This window comes from Neobacillus solisequens, from assembly GCF_051233465.1.
GTDB lineage: Bacteria > Bacillota > Bacilli > Bacillales > Cytobacillaceae > Neobacillus.
Map to the genome: position 1 here is coordinate 192,572 of NZ_JBKFGJ010000009.1, position 13,809 is coordinate 206,380.

Here is a 13,809-nt window from a genome sequence, read left to right on the forward strand (position 1 = left end):
TATCCTAGTGACATCAAATAATGAGGAGGCAACTACATGAGCGAATGCAAATTAGACCATTCCGCAGAGGACGTACAAAAGAAGTACGAATCCCAGGCAGCTTTTTTACCGGAAGAAATGAAGCCGTTATTTCAACAATTCTTAGCCAAAGAACACACCCAGGAAATATTAAATGAAGTCTTCCATTTATTGAAAAAATACGATTTGGCATCAGAGGAAGAAAAGAGCGAACGGACTAATCGGCTGTACTTGGTATTGCGGAATTTGTAGGGATTGGGATGAGTTGGAAAAGGCGGTTTGAAAGCCAAAGCTAATAGAAAAGCCGGTAAAAGAGTCAATCATGAGGTGTCTGAAAGCCAAAGCTATAAGAAAAACTGGTGAAAGTGTCAATCATGAGGTGTCTGAAAGCCAAAGCTAATAGAAAAGCCGGTAAAAGAGTCAATCATGAGGTGTCTGAAGGCCAAAGCTAATAGAAAATCTGGTTGAAGTGTCAATCATGAGGTGTCTGAAGACCAAAGCTAATAGAAAAGCTGGTTGAAGTGTCAATCATGAGGTGTCTGAAAGCCAAAACTAATAGAAAAGCTGATTGAAGTGTCAATCATGAGGTGTCTGAAAGCCAAAGCTAATAGAAAAGCTGGTTGAGGTGTCATTCATGAGGTGTCTGAAGATCAAAGCTAATAGAAAAGCTGGTTAAAGAGTCAATCACGAGGTGTCTGAAAGCCAAAGCTAATAGAAAAGCAGGTTGAAGTGTCAATCATGAGATATATGAAGCCAAGCTGGTAGAAAGGCCGGTTAAATTGTCTTTCTAACTTCTAATGAAAACAAGATCCCATCTATCACAATAAAAGTGTCCTTGAGCCAGACTCTCAAGGACACAATCACCACTAGCAAATGCAAGTCTTCCGTTTTACTCCGATTTTGTCCCGATCCTCGATTTTTTTTATGTAATCAGTAGCTAAAGGGACTTTACAAGCGGTTCGCCCGATATCGACATGGACCTTGCCTATGGCAGAAGCGACTCTTTTTGCCTCCGCGTGCAACTCCATCACATAAGTACCTACACAAATAACAAAGATATTCATCACATAACGGACGCGATTTTTTTCTTCATGGATGGTTGCTTCAACCTGATGCAGTAACTGTTGTATTTCTGCTATATCCAACTGTTCATCAGGCGTTATCGATAAATAGTTTGAGTAGGTGCTCCAACCGGAAACTGCAATCATCTCTTCCTCTGATTTCATCCATTCACGAGCCAGCTCCAAGGCAAAAGGGCTTTCAGCAGTCACGCTGGCAACAGTATACTCAGCCAGCATGTACCAGTTAGCCTGTTTGACCCAATTCTGAAGTGTTTCTTTATTCATAAGCTTTGGATTGACAGATAATCCAGCTAAATACATGGCGTCATGATTACCCGTTTCAAATAGAGCAAGTGCTAGTTCTTGATCCTTTTTCACATGCTTTACTAGCTTTTTTAAATCACCGACCTTTACTCCAAATAGCGATCCCTTTGCGCCATGATTCATAAATGTTTTTCTAGTCTGCTCCGTCCCCAATTCTTCCAGTTTGGTCATGATCTCAATAAGTGTCATATTGTACCTCCTGTCCCTTTTTCCCTATTTTACCATCAGTATCGAGCATTTTTTGAAAAAACAAACTGAAATGAAAACCCCTTTATTAGAAAATATTAAGATTAACTGAATGTTAGTAAGAGATAGGAGGATTAGATGGGCGAATTACTGCAGCTTCTAAAACGAGGAAGTAAATCTGCTATGCTTGCGGCAATCGTGAATACAGTGATAGCGGTTATTAAAGGTGTTGCGTATGTGTTCACAGGGAATGTCGCCATGTTTGCAGAAACGATGCACAGCTTGGGTGATGCAGCGAATCAATTTTTTGTATTCGTTGGATCTGCTTTAAGCAAAAAGGCTCCTACTGAAAAGTATCCTAATGGGTTTGGCAGGCTTGTCAATTTGGTCCTTTTAGGTGCAGTGTTAATTGTCGGAATCATGGCCTTTGAAACCATAAAGGAGGGCTATCATCATATTCTTCATCCTACAGGGGATGGAGGCTTCTACATCAACATCGTGGTATTAGCTATCGCCACGATTCTAGAAATGTTTGTTCTTTATAAAGCGATGAAGGAAGTTCTGCATGAAATCGGTATAGATTTAAGCGGTCCCAGTGTATTTGTAAAAAGTTATGCCTATTTAGGACGTGCCAAACCTGCAACAAAGCTGGTGTTTATGGAAGACCTGGTCGCAACATTGGGAGGGTTACTGGCAATCCTTGCTGTGGCGATTGCCCATTATACAGGTATTCATCAGCTTGAAGGGATCGTCTCTATGGTAATTGGACTGATGATGCTTTTTGTCGTGGGCAAGGTATTTTTGGATAATGCTGCTGGGGTGATTGGTCAGGCTGATGAAGAAATGGAGCAAAAAATTGGAACGATGGTGATGGCTGACCCCGATGTAAAGGATATTCAAGGGATTACCGTTATTAAAGAAGGTGAAGATTTGCATGTAGAGCTGGAAATTGAAGTGGATCCGAGAATGACAGTAGCGGCGGCTGACGATATAAAGGATCGACTGGAGGAAAAGATTCTCGCAGAAAATGGTGTTGTCGATGTCACCATCGAAATTGATGAGGAGGATGGGGTCATGTCATGGGGCAAACACATGGAGCAGCCATCTCAAAATAATAGACCTCATGGTAAAGAATAATATTTCGATTAAATTGGAAATCTAATTTTATTAATCAGAAATAGAAGTATTGATGAAGGAGGCATAGGTATGGAAGAGCGCAGCATCAGGTTGTCCAGTTCAGAAATTGGCGGTTTATGGGCCGTTTATCTGCAAGAAAGTATGACGTTGTGCCTGCTGACTTATTTTCTGCATCATAATAAGGATGAGGATGTAAAGGTAATCCTAAACCAAGCATTCAAAATTTCAGACAGGAATATAGAGCAAATTTCAAGTGTTTTAATCAAAGAAAACATTCCGCTCCCAGAGGGTTTCACTGAGAAGGATCTTGATTTAACTGCGCCGCCATTATTCTATGACCTATTTGGATTGAGCTTTGTGTATGCCATGTCCCGTTTATCCATGATCAATAACAGCTTTATTACGGCAAGCGTTGCACGTAAGGATGTGCTTGAGTTATTTACTAGAATGGTCCTAGATACAACACAATTATATAAGGATTCAACGGCAATGATGCTCGAAAAGGGTTTATATGACAGACCGCCGATGATTCCCTATCCAGATCGTATTGAGTATGTTGAAAAAAAGAGCTATATCAGCGGCTTTGGAAAAAAGCGACCATTGAATGCAGCGGAAATTACGGAAATCTTTTTTAATACAGAACGCAACTATTTCTCGATCCTCCTATGCGTGGGGTTACTCCAGGTTGTGAAGGATAACGAAATTCATAATTATATAGAGGAAGGCAAGAAAATTTCAGAAAAACAGATTACGACTTTTAATGATGCTTTAATGAGGGAGGAATTGTTGGGGAATGTTTCCACGAGTATGGAGGTGACAGAATCAACCCAGTCGCCATTTTCCGACAGACTGGTGGTTACTTTGTTTCATTCATTAAACAGTGTTGATATTACTCTACTTGGCCATGCGTTATCTTTATCGATGCGAACAGACCTGGTGACAGAATATCAAAAATATATTGCCGAGATTCTCTTATATGCGGCAAAAGGTTTTAAGATTATGGTGGAGCGAGGTTGGATGCAAAAGCCTCCTCATGCTCCTGACCGAAGAGTTTTGCAGAAATTGGACTAGACGAAACGTATCTAGTCCAATTGTTTTTATTGTCAAGCTCCAGCCCCATCGCTCTGCTCTCCACCTAAAGGCAAGCACGGCTCCCGCAATACTTATTCCCATGGCTTTTGCGTTGTAAAATAACTCGCCAAATCTTTACTGCTTTGCCGGTGCAATTTGCGTTTTTCGGCACGTTCCTTCCCTGTTTCAAATAGTTTCTTTTCCTCCTCAGTTTCAGGAACAATTTTGGGAACTTTAGCGGGTTTCCCATTTTCATCCAAAGCGACAAAAGTTAAAAAGGCAGTAGCGGCAATTTTACGTTCCCCAGTTAATAGCTTTTCAGCGATCACCTTGACGAAGACCTCCATGGAAGAAGTTCCGGTCCAGGTGATAAAGGACTCTAGGCAAACTGAATCCTTCGGGGTAATCGGACTGAGAAAATCTACAGAATCAGTTGATGCCGTAACGCACTCTCTCCGGCAGTGCCTTGTTGCGGAGATGGAGGCAATCATATCGATGTCACTCATTAATTTTCCGCCAAACAAGGTGTTATGGTTGTTAACATCATTAGGGAATATTCGGCTCGTTCGAACTACTCTTGATTCATTGCACGTTTTTGCTTCCATTCTTTCAACCTCCAATTTAGTGAAAAAGCATGGATTGTGGTACATTACTATTATCCATGCAATTACCTATAGTGTAACAGAAAATAGGAGGTACTATGATAATGAGCTTACAAGCACAAATCATGAGAGACTTACATGTTTCTCCTGTCGTCCAGCCTAAGGATGAAATCCGCAAACGGGTTGAGTTTTTAAAAAATTACCTGCTAAAAACGAAGGCAAAGGGTTATGTATTAGGGATCAGTGGCGGTCAAGATTCAACATTAGCAGGCCGCTTGGCACAATTAGCTGTAGAAGAGCTACGAAAGGAAGGGACAGATGCTTTATTTATCGCAGTTCGTCTTCCCTACGGTGTGCAGCAGGATGAAGAGGATGCCCAACGTTCATTAGCTTTCATTCGTGCTGATCGAGAAGCAGTTTTTAATATTAAAACTGCGGTAGATGAGGTTGAAACGGAATTTAATTCGTCAGAACAAAGTCAAATGCTAAGTGATTATCAAAAAGGTAATGTTAAAGCACGAATGAGGATGATCGCGCAATACGCGATTGGAGGAATGGAAGGACTTTTGGTTATAGGAACGGATCATGCAGCAGAAGCTGTAACTGGGTTTTTCACGAAATACGGCGACGGAGGAGCTGATATTCTCCCTCTTACCGGGCTTACAAAGCGCCAAGGTAAAGCTTTGCTACAAGAGCTTGGAGCTGATGAACGTCTATATTTGAAGACTCCAACAGCTGATTTACTTGATCAAAAGCCGGGGCAAGCGGATGAGACTGAGCTGGGCATTACATATGATGAATTGGACGATTATTTGGAAGGAAAGCAAGTTTCAGCGGAAGTAGCCGAGAAAGTCGAGAAACGCTACATTGCCACAGAACACAAACGAAAGTTACCTGCCACCATGTTTGATGATTGGTGGAACTAAGATGAAAGGTTGTCAGCCACGCTGGCAGTCTTTTTTTATTCAAAAATTATCCTTTAAATAGTCAAAATCAACAGGGGTATACTGGCAGAACAACTTCTATAATAAGAGTAGGGAAAGAGCACTGTTTAAATATTCGCAAATGTTTTGAAATTAGATTCCTTATACGCGACCTTCCCATCTATAATATTATTCATAAAATCTGATGAAAGGAGGTTGTGGCGTGAAATCAGGCTTAACCGAAGGGAAATTCCTCGTATACTCCACTTTGGCAATCGTTTTTCTCATGAGTATCCATTTATTTCAACAAGAGATTAGTGTCATTTATAATCCGAAAAACTCCGTTGGTTTTCATACTTTGCTGGAGTCTTTTAGCATTTCGATTTCGGCTACGATTTTCTTTTATGGATATAAAAATTTTACGGAAACACACTCAAATCGAATGCTGCTGCTTTCATTTACCTTTTTCCTAGTGGGTACATTGGACTTGCTCCACACCTTAACTTTTAAGGGAATGCCTTATTTTATTACGGAAAGTTCGGTAGCCAAAGCAACGTGGTTTTGGGTGTCGGCACGAGTGCTTCAATCTATGTTGATTCTGTTTCTTTTAGTGGTGAAGGAACGAAAGGTAAAGCGAGATTACCGTTCAGGCGTTCTACTATTGAGTGCGGTGATGACCATCGTCATTGCATCGGTCATCTTTTATTTTGAAGATAAACTGCCATTGCTAGTGGTAGAGGGTGAAGGAACAACCCTTTTAAAAAATAGCTTTGAATACTTTGTCAGTTTCATTCAATTTATTTCTTTAATCGTTGTCCTCTATCAATACTATATTAAAAAATCTGAGGCGAAATTATCGATTGCCCTTGCACTAGTATTACTGCTATTAACGGACTTAATCTTTACGATCTATCAAAGTGTGTTTGACTTTGATAACTTCTCTGGCCATTTGTTTAAGGCGGTGGGATTTTACTTTATTTTAAGGGGGATTTATTTAGTAAAAACACCTGAAGTATCTGATCAGTTAGAAGTAGAGATCCATCAGGAAATCAGGAAAACGGTAAACTTTTTTTAACCTGTCAGTTGCTGACGGGTTTTTATTTTTTACATTAGGGAAAAATAACTTCAACTTACCGGGAGATTTTGCTTTACAGAAATCAAAACTTATACTATGATAATGAAATCCAAGTAAATTAATCAGAATTAGGGGTGTTTAGAGGATGAAGAAATTATCAGTTATTTTTGCCTTGTTACTAAGCTTTATGGTAGTTTTATCAGCCTGTGGGCAAAATGATAATAAAACGACTGACACTAAAAAGTCAGATAATAAGCAAACTGCTTCAAGTGAAGATGTTTTAAAGAAAGTAAAAGCTGACGGCAAATTGACAATTGGTACAGAAGGTACATATTCTCCGTTCAGTTACCATGATGATAAAGGGAAATTAACCGGTTTTGACGTGGAACTTGCAAAAGAGATCGCGAAACGTTTAGGAGTAAAAGCAGATTTCAAAGAAACACAATGGGATGCCATGTTTGCTGGGCTTGATGCCAAGCGCTTTGACATGATTGCCAATCAGGTAGGAATTCGTCCTGACCGTCAGGAAAAATATGATTTCTCTGATCCGTATATCACTTCAACGGCTGTCTTAATCACAGCGAAGGATAACAATAAAGTAAAATCTTTTGAAGATATTAAAGGTTTGAATGCTGCTCAATCATTGACAAGTAATTATGGTGATATGGCGAAGAAATACGGCGCCAATCTTGTCGGAGTAGAAGGCTTCCAGCAAGCCGTTGAATTACTGGCACAAAAACGAGTAGATGTACACATCAATGACAACATTGCTTTTTTAGATTATACAAAACATAAGCCAGATGCACCGATTAAAATTGTGGCTACTTCAGATGATGCTTCACAAAGCGGTTTTATGTTCAGAAAAAATAGCAACACTCTTGTAGATGCTGTTAATAAAGCATTAAAGGATATGATTGCTGACGGTACCTACACAAAAATCTCTGAGAAATGGTTTGGTAAAGATGTACTTAAATAGTGTCTTTCTTGACCCTAAAAAATTAGAAATTGCCAAGAACTCCCTCCAGCCTTTGCTGGAGGGTGCTATTATGAATACAATTCCGTTAACCATTATTTCGTTTATTTTTGGAATCATTCTTGCCGTTTTGACAGCATTAGCACGAATTTCTTCTATTAAAATTCTTCAAATCATTGCCAGAGTCTATGTTTCCGCAATTCGCGGCACACCATTATTAGTGCAATTATTTATCATTTTTTATGGACTCCCGAACATCGGAATTATTCTTGATCCGTTTATTTCTGCTGTCATTGGCTTCTCGCTAAGTGTTGGTGCTTATGGCTCTGAAATTATTCGTGCTGCGATCATTTCAATTCCTAAAGGTCAATGGGAGGCAGGTTATTCCATTGGGATGACCTATTCACAAACATTACGAAGAATTATCCTGCCGCAAGCTACAAAAGTATCGATTCCGCCCTTATCTAATTCATTTATCAGTCTTGTCAAAGATACTTCGCTTGCATCCGTCGTACTGGTTACAGAGATGTTCCGAAGGGCTCAGGAAATTACCGCGGCGAACTATGAATTCTTATTGGTGTATACGGAAGCTGCCCTCATCTATTGGGTCATTTGCTTTTTCCTTTCCATTATTCAAGGATTCTTGGAAAAGAGACTGGACCGTTATGCGTCTTAATGAAGGAGTTTTACCATGATTTCAATTAAAGGTTTATATAAGCAATTCGGTCAATTAGAAGTGTTAAAAGGGATTGACCTCACCGTGGAAAAAGGGAAAGTAGTCGTCGTGATTGGACCTTCTGGATCCGGGAAAACCACAATGCTTCGCTGTTTAAATGTGCTAGAGACCCCGACGAAAGGTGTCCTTTCCATTGATGGTCAGGACCTTGATTTTTCAAAGACTGTTTCCAAAAAAAATATTGCTTCCTTCCGCCGTTTAACCGGAATGGTGTTTCAAAACTATAATCTATTTCCCCATAAAACCGCACTGGAAAACGTCATGGAAGGCCCGGTTATTGTGAAAGGGGAAAGTAAGGAATCCGCTCGGAAAAAATCAGAGGCTCTGCTAGAAAAAGTTGGTTTAGGCGACAAAAAGGAATTTTACCCTGCTCAGTTATCCGGAGGCCAACAGCAGCGAGTAGGAATAGCCCGTGCTTTAGCGATGGATCCAGAGGTTATGCTGTTTGATGAACCGACATCTGCACTTGATCCTGAACTGGTCGGGGAAGTTTTAAAAGTCATGAAGGATCTGGCCCAAGAGGGAATGACAATGATTGTTGTCACACATGAAATGCGATTCGCTAGGGAAGCCGCAGATGAAGTTATTTTCATGGATGGCGGTGTGGTTGTCGAACGAAACAAACCAGAAGAAATCTTCACGAATCCTAAAGAAGAACGAACCCGAAAGTTTTTGAATATGATTCAATAAGGTGCTGCAGCGTAAAGGCTGTGGCATTTTTTTTATGATTATCCCCAAAATTCGACTATTAAATGGTAAAATATTCATGTAACGGAAAGTTTTCAAAGTGAAACTTTACCAATTTTCATTCGTATTACCATACATACACCAATCGGGGAAGGATGGATGAGGATGGAGCCATTTGGTATACCTTTAGCAACGATTTACCTATATGGACTAATTATTTCCGGGGTGTTAACGGTCATTTATGTCCTGTTTGCGGATGTATTTCATTTTAGCGGTGGTGATGGGCTGCACTTTTTAAATCCAGTGTTGGTCTTTGCCTTTGTCACGATTCTTTCTGCAAGCGGTTATTTGTTTGAACGGCTATCTGACTTAAACTATGGGCTGATTTTTGGAATATCAGCCGTACTTAGCTTTATAGTTGTTACGTTATTAAATGTATTTGTTTTGGTGCCGTTGTCTTCTGCAGAGGAATCTTTGGTTTATAAAGAATCCGATTTAAGAGGGCGAATTGGCGCGGTGATTACGGCAATACCTGCCGATGGCTTTGGTGAAGTCATGATTGACAGTGCCAGCGGCCGAATTGCCAAACCAGCTCGTAGTTTCGATGGCGACCAAATTCCAAATGGAGCTGAAGTACTCGTTGTCCAAGTTAAGAATGGTGTCCTCGAGGTAACTGTTCATCGAGAATTAGAAAGCTATCTTTAATCACATGGTGTTTCATTTTTAAGTTTTATAGATAGATATAGGAGGTATTTTAGCTGATGGAATTTGGATTTGTATGGATCGTAGTGGGAATTGTTGTCCTGATTATCCTAGCGTTAATTGGTGTCTTTATTACCAAATATAAAACGGCTGGGCCGGACGAGGCGCTAATTGTAACGGGTAGTTTTTTAGGAAATAGAAATGTACATGTAGATGAAGCTGGAAATAAAATTAAAATTATTCGCGGTGGCGGTAGTTTTATTTTACCGGTATTCCAACAGGCAAAGCCACTTAGTCTATTATCAAGTAAACTGGAAGTAACTACACCAGAAGTGTATACCGAGCAGGGTGTACCGGTAATGGCTGATGGAGTATCGATTATTAAAATTGGCGGTTCGATTAGTGAAATTGCCACTGCGGCTGAACAGTACCTTGGCAAGCCAAAAGAAGAACGAGAAAATGAGGCACGAGAAGTACTAGAAGGTCATTTGCGTTCGATTCTCGGCTCGATGACAGTAGAAGAAATCTATAAAAATCGTGATAAATTCTCCCAAGAAGTCCAGCGTGTGGCATCACAGGATTTGGCAAAAATGGGGTTAGTAATTGTATCGTTCACGATTAAAGACGTTCGTGACAAAAACGGCTACTTGGATGCCCTCGGTAAACCGCGAATTGCCCAAGTGAAGCGGGACGCCGATATTGCTACAGCCGATGCTGAAAAGGAAACAAGGATTAAAAAGGCGGAAGCTGCTAAAGAAGCAAAGCGTTCTGAATTGGAGCGCGCAACTGAAATTGCCGAGGCAGAAAAAGTCAATCAATTGAAAATTGCAGAGTTCCGTCGCGAGCAAGATATTGCCAAGGCCCGCGCCGATATGGCTTATGATTTGGAAAGTGCAAAGGCAAAGCAAGATGTTACCGAACAAGAAATGCAAGTTAAGATCATCGAGAGACAAAAACAAATCGAATTGGAAGAAAAAGAAATTCTCCGCCGTGAAAAGCAATATGATTCTGAAGTAAAGAAGAAAGCAGACGCAGACCGTTACTCAGTTGAACAGCAGGCTGCTGCGGAAAAAGCTAAGCAAATGGCTGAAGCGGAAGCCAATAAATACCGGATCGAAGCAATGGCAAAAGCGGAGGCAGAACGCGTGCGCATCGATGGTCTTGCCAAAGCGGAAGCCCAAAAGGCACAAGGTCTCTCCGAAGCCGAAGTTATCCGGATGAAAGGTTTGGCAGAAGCAGAAGCGAAGGAAAAAATCGCCGAAGCCTTCGAACAATTTGGTCAGGCTGCGATTCTCGATATGGTTGTCAAAATGCTTCCAGAATATGCGAAGCAAGTGGCTGCACCACTTTCCAATATTGATAAAATCACCGTTGTCGATACTGGCGGTGGCTCCGGAGAAAACGGCGGCGCCAACAAAATCACCAGCTATGCCACTAATTTGATGGCCAGCCTTCAAGAAACCTTGAAAGCATCAAGCGGCATTGACGTAAAAGAACTCATTGAGAACTATTCAGGCAAATCCAATGTGAAAAGAAGCATTGAACAACTGACAGAAGAAGTAATAAAGAAAGAAGTATAATCATCAAAGAAAAATCCTTATCGCATATGGTAAGGATTTTTCTTTTGCAAAAAAAATGGTGCTCCGATATCGGGGCACCTGTTCATTTAATAAGAGAGGTTATTTGGGATGAGTAAGATGGCTGCTGGCCATAAACTGCATCAAAGAGGCGAAACAGAAGTCATTTGGGGATCCTAACGTTTCGTCTCTCCCAACTACACCTTTATCATAGTGAAAAAGATTGAAGATGTTATGAAGAAGTTATGGTGAATTTGTGAAGTTATAAAAATCACAGACCTTCCATGCTATAGTAGGATTATGGGGAGTGGTTTACATGAAAATACTTCTAGTTGACGATGAACGTAGAATTATAGAAGTTCTCGAAGCTTATTTGGTAAGAGAAGGCTATGAAATTCACAGTGCAGATAATGGAATCGACGCCTTAAAAAAAGTGAAAACAATCAACCCTGATTTAATCATACTAGACCTTATGCTGCCAGACATTTCCGGTGAAGAAGTATGCCGTTTGGTCAGAAAAGAGTCAGATGTTCCGATCCTCATGTTAACAGCAAAATCTGCTGAAGACGACCGGATTAATGGAATTGTTATGGGCGCGGATGACTATTTAACAAAACCATTCAGCCCGCGTGAAGTAGTTGTTCGAGTACAAGCCATTTTACGACGAGTTAAGAAAACAGAGAAGGTAGAACGACTCGAATTCAACAACCAAAAGTTAGCAATCGATCTAGAGAAAAAAGCCGTCATGGTAAACGGCCAAGAAATTACTCTTACTCCCATCGAGTATAAGCTGTTAACCAATATGGCAATGAACCCCGGCCGCGTATACAGCCGAATGGATTTACTTGAAAAAATCCAGGATGAAGGCATGTACTATGAAGGCTATGAACGAAGTGTCGATACCCATATTAAAAACCTCCGAAAAAAAATCGAGCTCGATTCCCGCCAACCTGAGTTTATCATGACCGTATTTGGAATGGGCTACAAATTTGGAGGGGTAATCGATGCTGCAAACCCTGCGGTCTAAAATCCTGTTTTATCTAATCCTGATCTCGATGATCGGGATCTTTATTGTTAGCTTTTTTATCCAGTATGGTTTTGAAGAAAGCTTTAACAGTTATTTAGACCGAAATCGTGAAAAAAAGGTCGATCGAGTCATCACGGAAATTGAAAAGGATTATCGCGCAAATGGTCACTTCACCAGGGACCCAGTATACGCAATGCTCCATGAGAACGCCATGAGTGACCAGCTCTATTTTCAGCTCTATGACCGTTATGGGCAGCTTCAGATGGATTCCTCCAACATTCGTAGCATGTTAAACAGTTTAGGTCTGGCTGAACCTGAGCCGGATGGTGAGGAGTGGCACTCGAAAAAGTACACGCTCAAAGTTGATGGTGCTGTTATTGGGCAGCTTGTTGCTATTTATCCTGTAGGCCTCATTGATGATGAGTACAAATTTATACAGACTATTCAGCTATACATTTATGCCGCCGTTTGTTTGACAATTATATTGGCCATTATTTTTAGCATGCTTTTTTCGAAAAAATTAACCTCCGGGCTGAAAAAGGTATCATTTGCCGCCAATGAATTGCAGCAGCATAACCTAAATATAAGAATTCCGTTAAGGGGATTGCCAGAGGAAGTCAAGCAGTTGGCGATTTCTTTTAATAACCTTGCCGAATCATTGTCGAAGGAAGAAATGCTTCGGAAACAGTTTACCGGAGACTTGGCACATGAACTGCGCACGCCGCTTGCCACCTTAAGAAGTCAAATCGAGGCTTTCCAGGACGGTATATGGGAGCCAACTCCACAAAGACTCCAGGTATGCCATGAAGAGCTCATGCGGTTGGTTCGATTTGTTAATGAAATGGAAAAATTACTTGCCGCCGAAAATCCACAAATCAAGCTTGAAAAAATCGAAGTGGAAGCCGGGAGTGTATTGGCTGCCCTTTGGGAAATGTTTTTGCCATTGTTCAAAGAAAAGGGTGTTGAGCTTCATATTGTGGAGCCTGATCAGGAGGAATTATTTAAAGCGGACAAGGATCGCCTCATGCAAATTTTATCCAACGTGTTAAATAACGCCCTGAAATATACGCCTGAAGGAAGAAATGTTACGATTTCAGTGACCACAGAAATGGATGGCTATGTTGGATTCAGCATACAAGACGAAGGCTCCGGCATGGCCGAAAATGATATCCCGCATATTTTCGAACGCTTCTACCGCGGCGACAAATCCCGCGATCGAAAGACCGGCGGCATTGGCATCGGCCTTTCAATCGTCAAGGCGCTAATGGATGCCCATAAAGGGATGATCAACGTTAAAAGCCGTATAAACAAAGGAACCAGCATTACTTTGTGGTTTCCGAAAGAAGACTAATTTTGAGCCGCTGCATGGGTGCAGCGGCTTTGATTTTGATGGATGCTATTGTCCCAAAAAGGTCAGCCACAGTAAAAAGGGAAGATAGAGGTGCTCTACGTTCCCAAAAAAGCGGACGCCCCAACAAAAAGGGAAGATAGAGGTGCTCTACGTTCCCAAAAAAGCGGACGCCCCAACAAAAAGGGAAGATAGAGGTGCTCTACGTTCCCAAAAAAGCGGACGCACCAACAAAAAAGGCAGATAGAGAGGTTCTATGTTCCCAAAAAACGATCACCCCAGTAAAAAGGGCAGATAGAGAGGCTCTACGTTCCCAAAAAAACAGCCGCCCCAGCAAAGAGGGCAGATAGAGAGGTTCTTAA

General features: G+C 41.1%; 14 protein-coding genes. 12 read left to right on the forward strand and 2 right to left on the reverse strand.

All coding sequences use genetic code 11. The annotated features are described in order from the left end of the window. Positions 1-36: 36 nt before the first annotated feature. Positions 37-270 carry a hypothetical protein gene (locus ACI3K6_RS10170; RefSeq protein WP_335478667.1) on the forward strand — a complete coding sequence of 78 codons (234 nt, stop codon included), beginning with the start codon at positions 37-39 and terminating at the stop codon, positions 268-270. 614 nt (positions 271-884) lie between these two features. Here ACI3K6_RS10170 and ACI3K6_RS10175 read toward each other — a convergent pair. Further along, positions 885-1,592, reverse strand: coding sequence for a DNA alkylation repair protein (locus ACI3K6_RS10175; RefSeq protein WP_435554726.1), 708 nt, complete (start codon positions 1,590-1,592; stop codon positions 885-887). 135 nt (positions 1,593-1,727) lie between these two features. On the opposite strand from ACI3K6_RS10175, the gene ACI3K6_RS10180 reads away from it, so the two are divergent. Beyond that, positions 1,728-2,726 carry a cation diffusion facilitator family transporter gene (locus tag ACI3K6_RS10180; protein ID WP_435554727.1) on the forward strand — a complete coding sequence of 333 codons (999 nt, stop codon included), beginning with the start codon at positions 1,728-1,730 and terminating at the stop codon, positions 2,724-2,726. Positions 2,727-2,795: 69 nt separating this feature from the next. Further along, positions 2,796-3,797 (forward strand): DUF3231 family protein, encoded by a 1,002-nt coding sequence (locus tag ACI3K6_RS10185; protein ID WP_435554728.1) that lies wholly within the window; start codon positions 2,796-2,798, stop codon positions 3,795-3,797. Positions 3,798-3,889: 92 nt separating this feature from the next. Here the strand turns inward: ACI3K6_RS10185 and ACI3K6_RS10190 are convergent, their stop codons facing one another. Then, positions 3,890-4,402, reverse strand: coding sequence for an acyl-CoA thioesterase (locus tag ACI3K6_RS10190; RefSeq protein WP_335474221.1), 513 nt, complete (start codon positions 4,400-4,402; stop codon positions 3,890-3,892). 101 nt (positions 4,403-4,503) lie between these two features. On the opposite strand from ACI3K6_RS10190, the gene nadE reads away from it, so the two are divergent. From nadE to ACI3K6_RS10235, 9 genes are all read left to right on the forward strand, one after another. Then, a complete protein-coding gene (gene nadE / locus ACI3K6_RS10195; protein ID WP_435554729.1) occupies positions 4,504-5,325 on the forward strand; it encodes an ammonia-dependent NAD(+) synthetase in 822 nt (273 codons plus the stop codon). A gap of 220 nt (positions 5,326-5,545) precedes the next feature. Further along, positions 5,546-6,397 carry an MASE3 domain-containing protein gene (locus ACI3K6_RS10200; RefSeq protein WP_335474225.1) on the forward strand — a complete coding sequence of 284 codons (852 nt, stop codon included), beginning with the start codon at positions 5,546-5,548 and terminating at the stop codon, positions 6,395-6,397. A 145-nt stretch (positions 6,398-6,542) separates the two neighbouring features. After that, positions 6,543-7,373: an amino acid ABC transporter substrate-binding protein gene (locus tag ACI3K6_RS10205; RefSeq protein WP_335474227.1), complete on the forward strand. Its 831-nt coding sequence runs from the start codon at positions 6,543-6,545 to the stop codon at positions 7,371-7,373. After that, on the forward strand, positions 7,360-8,046 hold the full coding sequence (locus ACI3K6_RS10210) for an amino acid ABC transporter permease (protein WP_335474228.1): 687 nt from the start codon (positions 7,360-7,362) through the stop codon (positions 8,044-8,046). Before ACI3K6_RS10205 ends, ACI3K6_RS10210 begins: the two co-directional genes overlap by 14 nt. Positions 8,047-8,061: 15 nt before the next feature. Beyond that, positions 8,062-8,796 carry an amino acid ABC transporter ATP-binding protein gene (locus ACI3K6_RS10215; protein WP_435554730.1) on the forward strand — a complete coding sequence of 245 codons (735 nt, stop codon included), beginning with the start codon at positions 8,062-8,064 and terminating at the stop codon, positions 8,794-8,796. A gap of 162 nt (positions 8,797-8,958) precedes the next feature. Continuing rightward, positions 8,959-9,498 (forward strand): NfeD family protein, encoded by a 540-nt coding sequence (locus tag ACI3K6_RS10220; protein ID WP_435554731.1) that lies wholly within the window; start codon positions 8,959-8,961, stop codon positions 9,496-9,498. 56 nt (positions 9,499-9,554) lie between these two features. Continuing rightward, entirely contained in the window at positions 9,555-11,075 is a 1,521-nt protein-coding gene (locus tag ACI3K6_RS10225; RefSeq protein WP_435554732.1) for a flotillin family protein, read from the forward strand. Between the two features lie 313 nt (positions 11,076-11,388). Further along, positions 11,389-12,099 (forward strand): response regulator transcription factor, encoded by a 711-nt coding sequence (locus ACI3K6_RS10230; protein ID WP_435554733.1) that lies wholly within the window; start codon positions 11,389-11,391, stop codon positions 12,097-12,099. Further along, a complete protein-coding gene (locus ACI3K6_RS10235; RefSeq protein WP_435554734.1) occupies positions 12,077-13,450 on the forward strand; it encodes a HAMP domain-containing sensor histidine kinase in 1,374 nt (457 codons plus the stop codon). Before ACI3K6_RS10230 ends, ACI3K6_RS10235 begins: the two co-directional genes overlap by 23 nt. Positions 13,451-13,809: the final 359 nt, after the last annotated feature.

Coding starts and splice junctions, on each gene's coding strand:
- ACI3K6_RS10170 (WP_335478667.1), top strand. CDS start 37: ATGAGCGAATGCAAATTAGACCATTCCGCAGAGGACGTACAAAAGAAG.
- ACI3K6_RS10175 (WP_435554726.1), bottom strand. CDS start 1,592: ATGACACTTATTGAGATCATGACCAAACTGGAAGAATTGGGGACGGAG.
- ACI3K6_RS10180 (WP_435554727.1), top strand. CDS start 1,728: ATGGGCGAATTACTGCAGCTTCTAAAACGAGGAAGTAAATCTGCTATG.
- ACI3K6_RS10185 (WP_435554728.1), top strand. CDS start 2,796: ATGGAAGAGCGCAGCATCAGGTTGTCCAGTTCAGAAATTGGCGGTTTA.
- ACI3K6_RS10190 (WP_335474221.1), bottom strand. CDS start 4,402: ATGGAAGCAAAAACGTGCAATGAATCAAGAGTAGTTCGAACGAGCCGA.
- nadE (WP_435554729.1), top strand. CDS start 4,504: ATGAGCTTACAAGCACAAATCATGAGAGACTTACATGTTTCTCCTGTC.
- ACI3K6_RS10205 (WP_335474227.1), top strand. CDS start 6,543: ATGAAGAAATTATCAGTTATTTTTGCCTTGTTACTAAGCTTTATGGTA.
- ACI3K6_RS10210 (WP_335474228.1), top strand. CDS start 7,360: ATGTACTTAAATAGTGTCTTTCTTGACCCTAAAAAATTAGAAATTGCC.
- ACI3K6_RS10215 (WP_435554730.1), top strand. CDS start 8,062: ATGATTTCAATTAAAGGTTTATATAAGCAATTCGGTCAATTAGAAGTG.
- ACI3K6_RS10220 (WP_435554731.1), top strand. CDS start 8,959: ATGGAGCCATTTGGTATACCTTTAGCAACGATTTACCTATATGGACTA.
- ACI3K6_RS10225 (WP_435554732.1), top strand. CDS start 9,555: ATGGAATTTGGATTTGTATGGATCGTAGTGGGAATTGTTGTCCTGATT.
- ACI3K6_RS10230 (WP_435554733.1), top strand. CDS start 11,389: ATGAAAATACTTCTAGTTGACGATGAACGTAGAATTATAGAAGTTCTC.
- ACI3K6_RS10235 (WP_435554734.1), top strand. CDS start 12,077: ATGCTGCAAACCCTGCGGTCTAAAATCCTGTTTTATCTAATCCTGATC.